Annotated in this window: 16 protein-coding genes; 14 read left to right on the forward strand and 2 right to left on the reverse strand. The window is 68.1% G+C overall.

All coding sequences use genetic code 11. From position 1 onward, the window contains the following. Positions 1-73: 73 nt before the first annotated feature. The 13 genes from hpaR to AC1DSC_RS27835 are packed head-to-tail and all read left to right on the forward strand — an operon-like array spanning position 74 to position 11,413. Complete coding sequence (gene hpaR / locus AC1DSC_RS27775) at positions 74-508, forward strand: homoprotocatechuate degradation operon regulator HpaR (protein WP_012745410.1); 435 nt, start codon at positions 74-76, stop codon at positions 506-508. Continuing rightward, positions 505-1,143, forward strand: a complete 639-nt coding sequence (locus AC1DSC_RS27780; RefSeq protein ID WP_278879194.1) for a fumarylacetoacetate hydrolase family protein — start codon at positions 505-507, stop codon at positions 1,141-1,143. Before hpaR ends, AC1DSC_RS27780 begins: the two co-directional genes overlap by 4 nt. Then, positions 1,140-1,913, forward strand: coding sequence for a fumarylacetoacetate hydrolase family protein (locus AC1DSC_RS27785; protein ID WP_436287132.1), 774 nt, complete (start codon positions 1,140-1,142; stop codon positions 1,911-1,913). Before AC1DSC_RS27780 ends, AC1DSC_RS27785 begins: the two co-directional genes overlap by 4 nt. Continuing rightward, the gene (gene hpaE / locus AC1DSC_RS27790; protein WP_436287131.1) at positions 1,910-3,370 is read left to right on the forward strand and encodes a 5-carboxymethyl-2-hydroxymuconate semialdehyde dehydrogenase; all 1,461 of its coding nucleotides are present in this window, start codon (positions 1,910-1,912) and stop codon (positions 3,368-3,370) included. Before AC1DSC_RS27785 ends, hpaE begins: the two co-directional genes overlap by 4 nt. Before the next feature lie 2 nt (positions 3,371-3,372). Next, a complete protein-coding gene (hpaD, locus tag AC1DSC_RS27795) occupies positions 3,373-4,248 on the forward strand; it encodes a 3,4-dihydroxyphenylacetate 2,3-dioxygenase (protein ID WP_012745406.1) in 876 nt (291 codons plus the stop codon). An 11-nt stretch (positions 4,249-4,259) separates the two neighbouring features. After that, a complete protein-coding gene (locus tag AC1DSC_RS27800; protein WP_418146476.1) occupies positions 4,260-4,664 on the forward strand; it encodes a 5-carboxymethyl-2-hydroxymuconate isomerase in 405 nt (134 codons plus the stop codon). 4 nt (positions 4,665-4,668) lie between these two features. Beyond that, complete coding sequence (gene hpaH / locus AC1DSC_RS27805; RefSeq protein ID WP_369663979.1) at positions 4,669-5,472, forward strand: 2-oxo-hept-4-ene-1,7-dioate hydratase; 804 nt, start codon at positions 4,669-4,671, stop codon at positions 5,470-5,472. Positions 5,473-5,482: 10 nt separating this feature from the next. After that, positions 5,483-6,304 (forward strand): 4-hydroxy-2-oxoheptanedioate aldolase, encoded by an 822-nt coding sequence (hpaI, locus tag AC1DSC_RS27810; RefSeq protein ID WP_018907536.1) that lies wholly within the window; start codon positions 5,483-5,485, stop codon positions 6,302-6,304. Positions 6,305-6,342: 38 nt separating this feature from the next. Next, positions 6,343-6,816 carry a nuclear transport factor 2 family protein gene (locus AC1DSC_RS27815; RefSeq protein WP_012745402.1) on the forward strand — a complete coding sequence of 158 codons (474 nt, stop codon included), beginning with the start codon at positions 6,343-6,345 and terminating at the stop codon, positions 6,814-6,816. Between the two features lie 42 nt (positions 6,817-6,858). Then, a complete protein-coding gene (gene ilvD, locus AC1DSC_RS27820; protein WP_436287130.1) occupies positions 6,859-8,595 on the forward strand; it encodes a dihydroxy-acid dehydratase in 1,737 nt (578 codons plus the stop codon). A gap of 31 nt (positions 8,596-8,626) precedes the next feature. After that, positions 8,627-9,616, forward strand: coding sequence for a Bug family tripartite tricarboxylate transporter substrate binding protein (locus AC1DSC_RS27825; RefSeq protein ID WP_436287129.1), 990 nt, complete (start codon positions 8,627-8,629; stop codon positions 9,614-9,616). Between the two features lie 20 nt (positions 9,617-9,636). Beyond that, positions 9,637-10,434, forward strand: a complete 798-nt coding sequence (locus tag AC1DSC_RS27830) for a class II aldolase/adducin family protein (RefSeq protein WP_012745399.1) — start codon at positions 9,637-9,639, stop codon at positions 10,432-10,434. A 1-nt stretch (position 10,435) separates the two neighbouring features. Further along, on the forward strand, positions 10,436-11,413 hold the full coding sequence (locus tag AC1DSC_RS27835) for a 2-dehydropantoate 2-reductase (protein ID WP_012745398.1): 978 nt from the start codon (positions 10,436-10,438) through the stop codon (positions 11,411-11,413). 11 nt (positions 11,414-11,424) lie between these two features. Here the strand turns inward: AC1DSC_RS27835 and AC1DSC_RS27840 are convergent, their stop codons facing one another. Together AC1DSC_RS27840 and alr are read right to left on the reverse strand one after the other, a co-directional pair. Then, the gene (locus AC1DSC_RS27840; protein ID WP_018907525.1) at positions 11,425-12,159 is read right to left on the reverse strand and encodes a hypothetical protein; all 735 of its coding nucleotides are present in this window, start codon (positions 12,157-12,159) and stop codon (positions 11,425-11,427) included. Next, positions 12,156-13,256 carry an alanine racemase gene (gene alr / locus AC1DSC_RS27845; RefSeq protein ID WP_018907526.1) on the reverse strand — a complete coding sequence of 367 codons (1,101 nt, stop codon included), beginning with the start codon at positions 13,254-13,256 and terminating at the stop codon, positions 12,156-12,158. Before alr ends, AC1DSC_RS27840 begins: the two co-directional genes overlap by 4 nt. A gap of 172 nt (positions 13,257-13,428) precedes the next feature. Here alr and lplT point away from each other — a divergent pair, with 172 nt between their 5' ends. Continuing rightward, positions 13,429-14,733 (forward strand): lysophospholipid transporter LplT, encoded by a 1,305-nt coding sequence (gene lplT, locus AC1DSC_RS27850; RefSeq protein ID WP_012745392.1) that lies wholly within the window; start codon positions 13,429-13,431, stop codon positions 14,731-14,733. Positions 14,734-14,836: the final 103 nt, after the last annotated feature.

Genomic DNA, 14,836 nt, shown 5'->3' on the forward strand with positions numbered 1-14,836 from the left:
TTTTCCCGATTGCCGGCTGGCTTCTCTATCGCGGATCATTTAATATATTAAATAATCTGCAAAACACTCTTCCGTGGCCAGCACCTTCACCCACCGCAACCTCCCGCGCCTGCTGCTGCAGGCGCGCGAAGCCGTCATGGCCCACACGCGGCCCAGCCTGCGCGAGCATGCGCTGTCCGACCAGCAGTGGCGCGTGCTGCGGGTGCTCGGCGAGCACGGCGCGGTGGAAACCGGCCGCGTGGCGCGCGAGGCCTTCATCCTCGGCCCCAGCCTCACCGGCGTGCTCGCGCGCATGGAGCGCGACGACCTCATCACCCGCAGCCGCGATCCCGAGGACCAGCGCCGCACCGTGGTCGAGGCCACGGCGCACGGGATGAAGCTGGTGAAGAAGCTGTCCTCGAGCATCGAGTCGCACTACCAATGGCTGGAGCAGTCGCTGGGCAAGACCAAGCTGACGCAGCTGTACGGACTGCTGGACGAACTAATCGCGCTGGAGCAACCCGAATGAGCCCCTCCTCCCCTTTCCTGCCCGCCGGCACGGTGTACGGCACGCTGCTGAACTTCCGCGCGGAAATGCAGGCGCTCGCGCCGCAGATGACCGAGCCGCCCTACAAGGCACCGCCGAAGGCGCCCGTGCTCTACGTGAAGACCGCCAACACCTGGAGCCCGCACGGCAGCGCCATCGCGGTGCCTGCATCGGTGCCCGAAGTGGAGATCGGCGCGAGCATCGGCATGGTGATCGGCGCCGAGGGCGACGTGGAAGGCTTCGTGCTGATGAACGATCTCTCGATTCCGCATGCGAGCTTCTTCCGCCCGCCCGTGAAGTTCAAGTGCGTCGACGGTTTCCTGGGCGTCGGACCGGCGCTGCGCGATGCGCAGGACGTGGCCGATCCCGCGGGCTTTCGCGCCGAGGTGCGTGTCAACGGCGCGCTGAAGCAGTCGATCGACTTCTCGCAGCTCGTGCGGCCCGCGCAGCAGCTGCTGGCCGACGTGGGCGAATTCATGACGCTCGCGCATGGCGACGTGCTGATGCTCGGCTGCGACGCCGGCCGGCCGCTGGCGCGTGCGGGCGACCGCATCGAGATTTCCGCGCCGGGGTTCGAGAGCCTCTGCAACACGCTGGTGCAGGAGGCCGCCGCATGAAGCACGCACGCGTCATCTTCGAAGGCCGCGAGCACACCGGCACAGCGCACGAATTCAACGGCCAGGCCGATGCCGCCGTGCGGCTGGACGACGGCCGCATCGTGCCGCAGGAACAGCTCACGTGGCTGCCGCCGCTCGCGCCCACGCCGCGGCCGCGCACCATCCTCGCGCTCGGCCTCAACTACGCCGACCACGCGAAGGAACTCGAGTTCAAGGCGCCCGAGGAACCGCTGGTGTTCGTCAAGGGCCAGAGCACGCTGATCGGCCACCGCCAGCACACGCACCGGCCGGCCGGCGTGCAGTTCATGCACTACGAGTGCGAGCTCGCCATCGTGGTCGGCAAGACCGCGAAGCACGTGAAGCGGGCCGACGCCTACGACTTCATCGGCGGCTACACCGTGGCCAACGACTACGCGATCCGCGACTACCTGGAGAACTGGTACCGCCCCAACCTGCGCGTGAAGAACCGCGACACCTGCACGCCGCTCGGCCCGTGGTTCGTCGATGCGGCCGACGTGCCGGACCCCATGGCGCTCGCATTGAAGACCACGGTGAACGGCACCGTCACGCAGCAGGGCAGCACGCGCGACATGATCTTCGACGCGCCCTTCCTCATCGAGTATTTCAGCCGCTTCATGACGCTCTCGCCCGGCGACCTGATCCTCACGGGCACGCCCGACGGCGTGGTCGATTGCAAGCCGGGCGACGTGGTCGTGACGGAGATCGAGCGCATCGGCACGCTGGTCAACACCATCCAAGGAAAAGCATGAGAGTCGATCACCTGATCGCCGGCAAGGCTGTTGCCGGCAGCGAATACTTCGAAACCGTCAACCCCGCCACGCAGGAGGTGCTGGCCGAAGTCGCCTCGGGCGGCGAAGCCGAAGTGAACGCGGCCGTGGCTGCGGCGAAGGAGGCGTTCCCCAAGTGGGCCGGCCTGCCCGCGCCCGAGCGCGCCAAGCTCGTCCGCAAGCTCGGCGACCTGATCGCGCAGCACGTGCCCGAGATCGCGCAGACCGAGACCAACGACTGCGGCCAGGTCATCGCGCAGACCGGCAAGCAGCTGATCCCGCGCGCGGCCGACAACTTCTACTACTTCGCCGAGATGTGCACGCGCGTCGACGGCCACACCTACCCCACGCCCACGCACCTGAACTACACGCTGTTCCACCCGGTGGGCGTGTGCGCGCTGATCAGCCCGTGGAACGTGCCCTTCATGACCGCCACCTGGAAGGTCGCGCCCTGCCTGGCTTTCGGCAACACCGCGGTGCTGAAGATGAGCGAGCTCTCGCCGCTCACGGCCGCGCGGCTGGGCGAGCTCGCGCTCGAAGCGGGCATTCCGCCCGGCGTGCTGAACCTGGTGCACGGCTACGGCAAGGAGGCCGGCGAGCCGCTGGTGGCGCACCCCGACGTGCGCGCGATTTCGTTCACCGGCTCCACCGCCACGGGCAACCGCATCGTGAAGAGCGCGGGCCTCAAGAAATTCAGCATGGAACTCGGCGGCAAGAGCCCGTTCGTGATCTTCGAGGACGCCGACCTCGACCGCGCGCTCGACGCGGCCGTGTTCATGATCTTCAGCAACAACGGCGAGCGCTGCACCGCCGGCTCGCGCATCCTGGTGCAGCAGTCGATCTACGCCGACTTTGCCGCCAGATTCGCCGAGCGCGCCAGGCGCATCACCGTGGGCGATCCGCTCGACGAGAAGACCATCGTGGGCCCGATGATCTCGCAGGCGCACCTGGCCAAGGTGCGCAGCTACATCGAACTGGGTCCGAAGGAAGGCGCGACGCTCTTGTGCGGCGGCCTCGATGCACCGGCCAACCTGCCCGAGCGCGTTCAGCGCGGCAACTACGTGATGCCCACCGTGTTCGCCGACGTCGACAACCGCATGAGGATCGCACAGGACGAGATCTTCGGCCCGGTCGCCTGCCTGATCCCGTTCAGGGACGAGTCGCACGCGATAGCACTTGCCAACGACATCGCGTACGGCCTGTCGAGCTACGTCTGGACCGAGAACATCGGCCGCGCCCACCGCGTGGCCGCGGCGGTGGAGGCCGGCATGTGCTTCGTCAACAGCCAGAACGTAAGAGACCTGCGCCAGCCCTTCGGCGGCACCAAGGCCTCGGGCACGGGGCGCGAAGGCGGCACCTGGAGCTACGAGGTGTTCTGCGAGCCGAAGAACGTGGCGGTGTCGATGGGTTCGCATCACATTCCGCATTGGGGAGCTTGACCATGGGCACCCTCGCACTCGCCGCCAAGATCACGCACGTGCCGTCGATGTACCTCTCGGAATTCCCGGGACCGAACTTCGGCTGCCGCGACGCGGCGATCAACGGCCACAAGGAAATCGACCGGCGCTGCCGCGCGCTGGGCGTGGACACCATCGTGGTGTTCGACGTGCACTGGCAGGTCAACAGCGAATACCACATCAACTGCGGCCCGAAGTTCGGCGGCACCTACACCAGCAACGAGCTGCCGCACTTCATCAAGAACATGCCGTACGCCTATCCGGGCAACCCGGCTCTGGGCCACCTGATTGCCGACGTGGCGAACGAAATGGGCGTGAAGAGCCGCGCGCACAGCGACACCACGCTCGAACTCGAGTACGGCACGCTGGTGCCCATGCGCTACATGAACGCCGACCAGCACTACAAGGTGATCAGCATCAGCGGCTGGTGCGACTGGCACGACCTCACGGAGTCGGGCCGCTTCGGCCTGGCGGTGCGGCGCGCGATCGAGGAGCGCTACGAGGGCACGGTGGCGGTGTTCGCGAGCGGTTCGCTCTCGCACCACTTCGCGGACAACGGCCGCGCCCCCGAATTCATGCACAAGGTCTACGATCCCTTCCTCGAGCAGGTGGACCGCCGCGTGGTCGAGCTCTGGGAGGCCGGCGACTGGAAGACCTTCGTCGGCATGCTGCCGATGTACGCCGACAAGTGCTGGGGCGAAGGCGACATGCACGACACCGCGATGCTGCTGGGCCTCCTGGGTTGGGACCGCTACGCCGCGCCGGTGGAAGTGGTCACGCCCTATTTCGGGAGCTCGGGCACGGGGCAGATCAATGCGATCTTTCCCGTGACGCCACTGCCTGCGGAAACCACCACCTGAGAAAGCACCGCATGCCCCACGTCGTCATCCAGTACACCGCCAATCTCGAAGCCGAAGCCGACATGGGCGGCCTGTGCCGCTCGCTCGCCGCCGTCCTGGTCGCGCAGAAGGATGGCGCGGGCCGCAAGCTCTTTCCCACCGGCGGCACACGGGTGCTGGCCTACCCGGCCGTGCACTACGCCGTGGCCGACGATGCGGACGACTACGCCTTCGTCTACATCAACGTGCGCATCGCGACGGGCCGGAGCGAGGAAGACAGGAAGAAGGCCGGCGACGCGCTGCTCGAAGGCGTGAAGAAGCACTTCGCGCCCATCTTCGACAAGCGCCACATCGGCATCACACTGCAGATCGACGAAAGCCCCGGCCAGGTGTACGACGGCAAGCACAGCAACCTGCATCCACTCTTCAACAAGTAGAACCATGCTCACTGCCGACACCATCGCCAGGCTGGCCGCCGAACTGCACGAAAGCGAAAAGTCGCGCGTGCAGGTCGAGCATTTCTCCAAGCGCTTTCCCGAAATGACCATCGAGGACGGCTACGCCATCTCGCGCGCATGGGTGAAGCAGAAGATCGCAGAAGGCCGGGTGCCGCGGGGCCACAAGATCGGCCTGACCTCGCGCGCCATGCAGCAGTCCAGCCAGATCGACGAGCCCGACTACGGCACCCTGCTCGACGACATGTTCTTCGAGCAGGGCGGCGACATTCCGTTCAAGCGCTTCATCGCGCCGCGCATCGAGGTGGAGCTGGCCTTCGTGCTCGGCAGGAAGCTGCAGGGGCCGAACGTGAGCATCTTCGACGTGCTGGCCGCCACCGACTACGTGGTGCCGGCCATCGAGATCATCGACGCGCGCATCGAGCAGTTCGACCGCCACACCAAGGCGCCGCGCAAGGTGTTCGACACCATTGCCGACAACGCGGCCAACGCCGGCATCGTGATGGGCGGACGGCCGGTCAAGCCCGATGCGGTCGACCTGCGCTGGGTGAGCGCGCTGCTCTACAAGAACGGCGTGATCGAAGAATCGGGCGTGGCCGCGGCCGTGCTCAACCACCCGGCCACGGGCGTGGCCTGGCTCGCGAACAAGCTCGCGCCGTGGGACGAATGCCTCGAGGCCGGCGAAGTGGTGCTGGGCGGCTCGTTCACGCGGCCGACCACCGCCCTGCCCGGCGACACCTTCCATGCCGACTACGGCCCTCTGGGCAGCATTGCCTTTCGTCTCATCTAAAAGACCCACCATGCAAACACCTTTGAACACCTTCAAGCAGGCCATGCAGGCCGGCGAACAGAAGATCGGCCTCTGGGTCGGCATGGCCGACGGCTACGCGGCCGAGATCCTGGCAGGCACCGGCTTCGACTGGCTGCTGGTCGACGGCGAGCACGCGCCCAACGACGTGCGCTCGGTGCTCGCGCAGCTGCAGGGCATCTCGAGCGCCTGGTCGGCACAGCCCGAGTCGGAGCGCTCGCACCCCGTGGTGCGGGTGCCGGTGGGCGACGTCACGCTGCTCAAGCAGTTCCTGGACATCGGCGCGCAGACCATCCTGGTGCCGATGGTCGACACCGCCGAGCAGGCAGCGCGCATGGTGCAGGGCATGCGCTATCCGCCCGAAGGCATCCGCGGCATGGGCAGCGCCCTGGCGCGCGCTTCGCGCTGGCAGGCCTATCCGCGCTACCTGCACGAGGCCAACGCCCAAACCTGCCTCTTGGTGCAGGCCGAAACGGTGGAGGCGATGAAGAACCTCGACGCCATCGCGGCCACGCCGGGCGTGGACGGCGTGTTCATCGGTCCGGCCGACCTGTCGGCCTCGATGGGCTTCGTCGGCCAGCCCAACCATCCCGAAGTGCAGGCCATGATCGCCGACGCCATTGCGCGCATCCGCAAGGCCGGCAAGGCGCCGGGAATTCTCTCGACCACCGAGGAGCAGGCGCGCAAGTGGCTGGCCGCCGGCGCGCAGTTCGTGGCGGTAGGCGTGGACACCATCCTGCTCACGGCGGCGGCAAGGCAGCTGTCGTCCCGCTACAAGAGCGCCGCGAGCGCGGTGACGCCCAGCGGCTACTGAACGATTCATTCCATCTCTTTCGCACCGGAGCACCTGTCATGCAACGCGCCACTCTTGCGGCCCTTTCGGCGGCCGCCACGCTGTTCCTCGCCGCCTGCGCCCCCATGGGCACCGGCAAGCCGCAAGCCGCCACCGCCCAGCAGGAGGCCAACCGCCAGGCGGTCCTGGCCTTCTACGAAAAAGGCCTGAACCAGAAGGACGCCGACGCGGCCCTGCAGTACGTGGGCAACCGCTACGTGCAGCACAACCCCACGGCGGCCGACGGGCCCGAGGGCTTCCGCAAGTTCATCGCGTTCCTGCGCGAGAAATTTCCGAAGTCGCACAGCGACATCAAGCGCAGTTTTGTCGATGGCGACTTTGTGATCCTGCACGTCAACGCGGTGCGCGAGCCGGGCACGCGCGGCAGCGCCATCGTCGACATCTTCAAGCTGGAGAACGGAAAGATCGTCGAGCATTGGGATGTGGTGCAGCCCGTGCCCGAGACCGCCGCGAACAGCAACGGCATGTTCTGATCCTTCTGCAATCCAGACAGCCAGCCAGCCGATGCCAGCCCGATGACCACTCCCACCGATCCGAACAGCAAGCGCTTTCGCTCCGCCACCATCCGCGAGGGCACGATCCGCGCCACCACGCGCAGCTTCCTGCATGCGCTCGGCCAGGACGACGAGGACATCGCGCGCCCGCACATTGGCGTGTTCCACACCGGCGGCGAGATGAGCCCGTGCAACCTCAACCTGCGCGAGCAGGCGCAGCACGCCAAGACCGGCATCTACGCGGGCGGCGGCACGCCGCACGAATGCCCCGTGGTGTCGGTCAGCGACGGGCTCACCATGGCGCATTCGGGCATGCGCTTCTCGCTGATTTCGCGCGAGCTGATTGCCGACAGCGTGGAGGCCTCGACGCGCGGCCACCAGTGGGACGGCATCTTCGCCATCGGCGCCTGCGACAAGAACCTGCCGGGCCTGATGATGGGCATGGTGCGCTGCAACGTGCCGAGCGTGTTCGTGCACGGCGGCTCGGCTTTGCCCGGGCAGATGCCCGGACCCGATGGCCGCGACCTCAACGTGGTCGACACCTACGAGACCATCGGCAAGGTGCTGGCCGGCACCGCCATGCACGACGAGCTCGACGCCATGAGCCGCGCCTGCCTGCCCACCGCGGGCGCCTGCGCGGGCCAGTTCACGGCCAACACCATGGGCATGGTGTCGGAGGCGCTGGGCCTGGCGCCCATCGGCTCCAGCATGGTGCCGGCGGTGTTCAGCGAACGCGCGCCGCTGATGCGCCGCGCCGCAAAGAACCTCATGAAGGCGGTGATGGGCGACAGCCCGCTGCCGCGCGACATCGTCACGCGCAAGGCGCTCGAGAACGCCTGCGCCGTGGTCTCGGCCACCGGCGGCTCGACCAACGCCGCGCTGCACCTGCCGGCCATCGCGCACGAGGCCGGCATCAGGTTCCACCTGGACGACGTGGCCGAGGTCTTTGCGCGCACGCCGCTCATCGCCGACCTGCGCCCGGGCGGGCAGTACCTGGCGCGCGACGTGTTCTACATCGGCGGCGCGGGCGTCATCCTGCGCACGCTGATGGAGCAGGGTTTCGTGCACGGCGATGCGCTCAGCTTCACCGGCCGCACGCTGGCCGAGGAACTGGCCGATGCCGCGGCGCCCGACGGCCGCGTGGTGCGCGCGCCCGGCAACCCGATCACGCGCGACGGCGGTCTGGCCGTGCTCAAGGGCAACCTCTGCCCTGACGGCGCGCTGCTCAAGACCGCGGGCCTCCAGACGCTGGTGCACCGCGGCCCGGCGCGCGTCTTCGATTCGGAGGAACAAGCGCAGGCCGCCGTGCAGAACCGCCGCTACGAAGCCGGCGACGTGATCGTGATCCGCAACGAGGGCCCCAAGGGCAGCCCCGGCATGCGCGAGATGCTGGGCATCACCGCCCTGCTCTACGGCCAGGGCATGGGCGACAAGGTGGCGCTGCTGACCGACGGGCGCTTCTCGGGCGCCACGCGCGGCCTGTGCATCGGCTATGCGGGGCCCGAAGCGGCCGACGGCGGGCCGATTGCGGCGCTGCAGGACGGCGACATGGTGGCCATTGACGCGCGGTCCGGGGCGCGCACCATTTCGGTGGAACTGGCAGCGGAAGAAATCGCGCTGCGGCTGTCCAGACGTCAGGTAAACGCGGGGGTGGCGCACCGCGGCTTGCTGGAAAAATACGCGCTCACCGTGCGCCCCGCCCACCAGGGCGCCGTGACCCATTCGGGCGCAGTCACCTGGCTGCGCGACGAATCGTGAAACGCAACCAACAACACCCCGGAGACAGACCATGACCTTCACCCGCCGCCAGCTGCTGCAGACCACCGGCGCCTCGGCGCTGCTTGCCAGCCTGGGCCAGCGCGCCTTCGCGCAGGCCTCGCTCGAAACCGCCACCATCGTCACCGGCTTTGCGGCCGGCGGCACCTCGGACACCACCTGCCGGCGCCTCGCGCAGAAGCTCAGCCCCGAGTACGCCAAGGCCGTCGTGGTCGAAAACCGCACCGGCGCGGGCGGCCAGATCGCCGTGAGCTACGTGAAGGGCCGGCCCGCCGACGGCGCCACCATCCTGCAGACGCCCACCTCCATCCTCACGATCTACCCGCACATCTACAAGAAGCTGCCGTACGACCCGATGGTGGACCTCACGCCCGTGAGCATCGCCTGCATCTTCGACTTCGGCTTTGCGGTCGGCCCCGCGGTGCCCGCCAGCGTGAAGACGGTGCCCGAGTTCCTGGCCTGGGCCAAGGCCAACCCGGCCGGTGCCAACTTCGGCTCGCCGGCCGCGGGTTCCACGCCGCACTTCATCGGCGCGCTCTTGGGCAAGAAGGGCGGCGTCGAGCTCAAGCATGCCGCCTACCGCGGCACGCAGCCGGCCATGCTGGACCTGCTGGGCAGCAACATCTCGGCCGTCTCGGGGCCGATCGGCGACATCACGCAGCACCTGGCCTCGGGCAAGGTGCGCATCCTGGGCGTCTCGGGTGCCAAGCGCAGCCGCTTCGCGCCCGAGGTGCCCACCTTCGGCGAGCAGGGCATCAAGGACATGGCGCACAGCGAATGGTTCGCCTTCTTCCTGCCGGCCAAGGCTTCGCCGGAACTGGTCGCGAAGCTGAACACTGCAATGAAGAACGCGCTGGCGCAAAAGGACGTGATCGACGGGCTCGGCACCTTCGGCCTGGAGGCGATGTCTTCCACGCCGGCCGAGCTGACGGAACTGCTGAAGAAAGACACCGCCAAGTGGGCGCCGATCGTCAAGGAAGTCGGCTTCACCGCGGAGGGGTAAACCTGCATGAAGGAACTGCAATGAACACAACACTCGCCACCCGCGTGCCGCCATCGGCTCCGGTCCATCCCTCGATCCATCCGGACGAGCGCGCCGCGCGCGAGCAGCTTGCGGCCTGCTACCGCGTGTTTGCGATGCTGGGCTGGACCGAGATGATCTACAACCACATCACGGTGCGGCTGCCCGACAGCGTGACGGGCGGAGAGAAGCAGTTCCTCATCAACCCCTTCGGCCTGCACTACAGCGAAGTGACGGCCAGCAACCTGGTGAAGATCGACCTGCAGGGCAAGGTGCTCGACGGCTCGGCCTGGCCGGTGAATCCGGCCGGCTTCACGGTGCACGCCGCCATCCACGACGGCCTGCCCGGCGCGCACTGCGTGATGCACACGCACACCACGGCCGGCGTGGCCGTGGCCTGCCTGCAGGGCGGCCTGCAGCAGACCAATTTCTATACCGCGCAGTTGCACGGCATGGTGGCCTACCACGACTTCGAGGGCATCACCATCCATGCCGACGAGGGCCCGCGCCTGCTCAGGAGCATCGGCGACCGCAACGCCGTGATCCTGCGCAACCACGGCCTGCTGGCCTGGGGGCAGACGCTGCCGCAGACCTTCGCCATCCTCTGGACGCTGCAGCGCGCCTGCGAGATCCAGATGGCCACCTTCTCGATGGGCGCGGCCATTCCCGTGAGCGAGGAGATCGCGCAGCGCTGCACGCGCGACGCGCTGCAGTTCAGCCCCGAGCATGGCGCGGGGCAGGACGTGTTCGATGCGCTGGTGCGCCAGGTCGACCGCATCGACGCCAGCTACAAGAACTGACATGAAGATCTGCATCTACGGCGCCGGCGCGATCGGCGGATGGATCGGCGCCAGCCTGGCGCAGGCCGGCGAGCGGCTCAACGTGGTGGCGCGCGGCACCACGCTCGAAGCGCTGCGGCAGGACGGCCTTTCGCTGATGCGCGGCGACGTGCGCACGCGCGTGCCCGTCAACGCGGTGGCCCACCCCGAAGCGCTCGGCACGCAGGACCTGGTGGTCATCGCCGTGAAGGCGCCCGCGCTGGCCGGCGTGGCCGAACGCATCGGGCCGCTGATCGGTCCCGACACGCTGGTGCTGGTGGCCATGAACGGCGTGCCGTGGTGGTTCCTCGAAGGCGGCTTCGGCGGCGCCATCACCGGCCATCGCCTGGCGGCCGTGGATCCCGACGGCGCGATTGCAAGGGCCATCCCCTCGCGCAACGTGATCGGCTGCGTTGTGCACGCGAGCTGCTCGCTCGATGCGCCGGGCGTGGTGCGGCACCACTTCGGCAACGGGCTGATCGTGGGCGAGCCTTCGGGCGAAGCCACGCCGCGCGCGCAGAAGCTGGTCGCGCTGCTGCAGCGCGCGGGCCTGGACGCCACGCTGTCGCCGCAGATCCAGAAGGACGTGTGGTTCAAGCTCTGGGGCAACATGACGGTGAACCCGATCAGCGCGCTCACGGGCGTCACCACCGACCTGATCATGGGCGACGACTACGTGCGCGGCTTCATCTCGGCCGTGATGCTCGAAGCCAAGGAGATCGGACACCGCATCGGCATCGAGATCACCCAGAGCCCCGAAGACCGGCATGCGGTGACGATGAAGCTCGGCGCGTTCAAGACCTCGATGCTGCAGGACGTGGAAGCCGGACGCTCCGTGGAGCTCGATGCGCTGGTGACCGTGGTGCGGGAGCTCGGCGAGCTGACGGCAGTGGCCACGCCGTTCACCGACGCGCTGCTGGGGCTGGCGCGGCTGAAGATGCGCAAGCTCGGGTTGTACTGAGCCCTGCCGGTTCAGTGCTTCTTCAGCAGGACCCGCACCGCCTCGGGCAGCGAATTGACCTGCGGCATGAAGTGGTCGAGCACGGCGCCCAGGGCCACGGCGCAGACGACCGCCCCCAGCAGCGGCTTCCACGTCAGCCGCACGGCCGCCATCAGCCAGCCTTCGCGCGCCACCCGCACCGCGGCGCGCGCGGACACGTACGAGAACGCCACCTCGACGGCGACGGCCAGCAGCGCGTCCCAGCTGAAGTAGAGCAGCACCAGCGAGCCGGCGCCCAGCACGATGGCCACGCAGATCAGGAAGACGGCGACCACCGGCACCACGATGACGGCGCCCTCGTCCGCGGCGCCCGCCACCTCGAGCGCGCCACTGGCCGCATCGGACAGCGCGCTGCCTCCGGTGCCGCCGGCCGGGCTGCCGGCCGCATCGAACGCCAGATCGCCCGCATCGACGACATCACCGGCATCGATGTTGAAGCCCGCCCGGTTCTCGACCAGCCGCCGGGCCCACCAGCGCAGCACCCCCAGGTAGCCCAGATACCCCACGCCCAGCGTGAGCAGGTAGCGCAGTGCCAGCGACTGCACGTCCAGCACATGCATCTGCAGCGCCGACACGCCCCACATCAGCAGCAGCGTGAAGCTGCCGATCAGGATGCCGTGCGTGCGCAGGCTGTAGTTGCGGTGCAGCTCGCGCTCGAGCTGCGTCTCCCACAGGCGCACCGAGCGCCAGTTGGAGAGAACCTTCATTCGCCGTCGGCCGGCGCGAAGGGCACGCGCGGCGCCACCGCGCACATGAGCTCGTAGCCGACGGTGCCGGCGGCCTGCGCGACCTCGTCGATGGGGAGCACCGCGCCGCTCACGGCCGAGCGGCCCCAGAGCGTGACCTCGGTGCCGAACTTGGCCTCGGGCACGGGCGTGAGGTCGACCGTGATCATGTCCATGCTCACGCGGCCCACCATGCGGGTGCGAACGCCGTTCACCAGCACCGGCGTGCCGGTGTTGCAGTGGCGCGGATAGCCGTCGGCATAGCCGACCGCGGCCACGCCGATGGTGAGCGGCCCCTCGGCCGTGAAGTTGGAGCCGTAGCCGATGGTGTCGCCCGCCTTCAGTGTCTGGATCCCGATCAGTTTGGTCGAGAGCGTCATGGTGGGCTGCAGCTGCCAGTGCGCCGCGTCGTGCTCGGGGAAGTCGGGCGCGCTGCCGTACAGCACGATGCCGGGGCGCACCCAGTCGCCGCGGGTCTGGCGGGCGTGGCGCAGGGTGGCGGCGCTGTTGGCAATGGAGCGTTCGCCCGGCAGGTCGTGGGTGGCGCGCTCGAACACTTCGAGCTGGTGCGCGATGCCGCGTGCGCCATCGGCGTCGCTGAAATGCGTCATCAGCGAGATCTCGTCGACCTGGGGCAGCGCGTTCAGCCGGGTCCAGGCCGAGCCGAAGCGCTCGGGGGCGAAGCCCAGGCGGTTCATGCCGGAATTCATCTTGAGGAACACGCGCTGCGGCTTGAGCGTCTTGTGGGCCGCGAGCATGTCGATCTGCTCGTCGCAATGCACCGTGTGCCACAGGTCGAGCCGCGAGCACAGCTCCAGGTCGCGCGCGTCGAACACGCCTTCGAGCAGCAGCACCGGGCCGCGCCAGCCGAGGGCGCGCACGCGCTCGGCCTCGGCCAGGTCGAGCAGCGCAAAGCCGTCGGCGCCGCGCAGGCCCTCATAGACCCGCTCGATGCCGTGGCCATAGGCATTGGCCTTGACCACGGCCCAGACGCGGGCATCGACCGCGGCACGCCGTGCCCGGTCGAGGTTGTGGCGAAGCGCGGCGGTGTGGACAGTGGCGAGAATGGGGCGCGGCATGATGGGCGTCGAATGGTGGACGGATGGGGTTTTAGCATCTTCCCGGACCAGGCTGTCCAGGATGTGAACGCTGATTTCGCCGTCGTACCCCCATGCTATAACCGCCCATTCGCCCAAAAGTCGCGACACTTTTTCACTACAGCCAGCACATTCCTGGCCAGCCAGCCCATCGATGAAGCGCGGTTTCTACACGATCATGTCGGCCCAGTTCTTTTCGTCGCTGGCCGACAACGCGATCTTTGTCGTGGCGGTCGAGCTCATGCGAAGCACGGGAGCGGCCGAATGGCAGCGCGCGGCGCTGGTGCCGATCTTTGCCGTCTTCTACGTGGTGCTGGCGCCCCTGGTGGGCGCCTTTGCCGACGCCTTGCCCAAGGGGCGGGTGATGTTCATCAGCAACGCGATCAAGGTGGTCGGCTGCCTGATGATGCTGTTCGGCTCGCATCCGCTGCTGTCGTATTCGATCGTGGGGCTGGGCGCCGCGGCCTATTCGCCGGCCAAGTACGGCATCCTGACCGAGCTCCTGCCCGCTTCGCAGTTGGTAAAAGCCAACGGCTGGATCGAAGGACTCACCATCGCCTCGATCCTGCTGGGCATCGTGCTCGGCGGCTCGCTGGTGGGGCATGCGGTCTCCAGCCGGCTGCTGTCCTTCGACATGCCGCTGATCGACACGGGGGTCGATTCGCCGGCCGAGGCGGCCATCTCGGTGCTGATCTTCGTCTACATGCTGGCGGCCTGGTTCAACACGCGCATTCCGCACACCGGCGTCGAGATGCGGCCGCTGCGCGCCAATCCGGCGCACGGCCTGGCGCGCAACATGTTCTCGCTGCTGCCCGACTTCTGGCACTGCAACGCACGCCTGTGGCGCGACAAGCTGGGCCAGATCTCGCTGGCCACCACCACGCTGTTCTGGGGCGCGGGCGCCAACCTCAAGTACATCGTGCTGGCCTGGGCCGCGCTCGCGCTCGACTACAACACCACGCAGGCCACGGCGCTCACCGGCGTGGTCACCATCGGCATGGCGGTGGGCGCCATCGTGGCGTCGATGCGCATGCGGCTGGACATGGCCACACGCGTGATTCCCATGGGCATTGCCATGGGGCTGCTGGTCATCAGCATGAACCTGATCGGCAACGTCTGGATCGCGGTGCCCTTTCTGATCCTGCTGGGCGGGCTGGGCGGCTTCCTGGTGGTGCCGATGAACGCGCTGCTGCAGCACCGCGGCCACAACCTCATGGGCGCGGGCCGCTCGATTGCCGTGCAGAACTTCAACGAGCAGGCCTGCATCCTGCTGCTCGGCGGCTTCTACAGCGCCTGCACCGGCCTGGGCCTGTCGGCCTTTGCGGCCATCGGCGCCTTCGGCGGCGTGGTGGCGGGCTGCATGTGGCTGATCCAGCGCTGGCATCATCACAACCTGCGCAAGTACCCCGAAGAAGTCGAGCACCTGCTCGCCATCGCCCGCAGCGACAAGCATCATTGACCTCCCCCAGGCTGCGCGCACTTCGTGTCGCTTCGCCCACCCCCTCACCGGGGGCAACACCGGTGGCCCGGCGAAGCCGGATCCACGGTGTTCCACGAAAAAA

Source organism: Variovorax sp. 01N425, from assembly GCF_056399465.1.

Coding starts and splice junctions, on each gene's coding strand:
- hpaI (WP_018907536.1), top strand. CDS start 5,483: ATGCAAACACCTTTGAACACCTTCAAGCAGGCCATGCAGGCCGGCGAA.
- lplT (WP_012745392.1), top strand. CDS start 13,429: ATGAAGCGCGGTTTCTACACGATCATGTCGGCCCAGTTCTTTTCGTCG.
- AC1DSC_RS27825 (WP_436287129.1), top strand. CDS start 8,627: ATGACCTTCACCCGCCGCCAGCTGCTGCAGACCACCGGCGCCTCGGCG.
- ilvD (WP_436287130.1), top strand. CDS start 6,859: ATGACCACTCCCACCGATCCGAACAGCAAGCGCTTTCGCTCCGCCACC.
- AC1DSC_RS27780 (WP_278879194.1), top strand. CDS start 505: ATGAGCCCCTCCTCCCCTTTCCTGCCCGCCGGCACGGTGTACGGCACG.
- hpaD (WP_012745406.1), top strand. CDS start 3,373: ATGGGCACCCTCGCACTCGCCGCCAAGATCACGCACGTGCCGTCGATG.
- alr (WP_018907526.1), bottom strand. CDS start 13,256: ATGCCGCGCCCCATTCTCGCCACTGTCCACACCGCCGCGCTTCGCCAC.
- hpaE (WP_436287131.1), top strand. CDS start 1,910: ATGAGAGTCGATCACCTGATCGCCGGCAAGGCTGTTGCCGGCAGCGAA.
- AC1DSC_RS27785 (WP_436287132.1), top strand. CDS start 1,140: ATGAAGCACGCACGCGTCATCTTCGAAGGCCGCGAGCACACCGGCACA.
- AC1DSC_RS27815 (WP_012745402.1), top strand. CDS start 6,343: ATGCAACGCGCCACTCTTGCGGCCCTTTCGGCGGCCGCCACGCTGTTC.
- AC1DSC_RS27800 (WP_418146476.1), top strand. CDS start 4,260: ATGCCCCACGTCGTCATCCAGTACACCGCCAATCTCGAAGCCGAAGCC.
- hpaH (WP_369663979.1), top strand. CDS start 4,669: ATGCTCACTGCCGACACCATCGCCAGGCTGGCCGCCGAACTGCACGAA.
- AC1DSC_RS27830 (WP_012745399.1), top strand. CDS start 9,637: ATGAACACAACACTCGCCACCCGCGTGCCGCCATCGGCTCCGGTCCAT.
- AC1DSC_RS27840 (WP_018907525.1), bottom strand. CDS start 12,159: ATGAAGGTTCTCTCCAACTGGCGCTCGGTGCGCCTGTGGGAGACGCAG.
- AC1DSC_RS27835 (WP_012745398.1), top strand. CDS start 10,436: ATGAAGATCTGCATCTACGGCGCCGGCGCGATCGGCGGATGGATCGGC.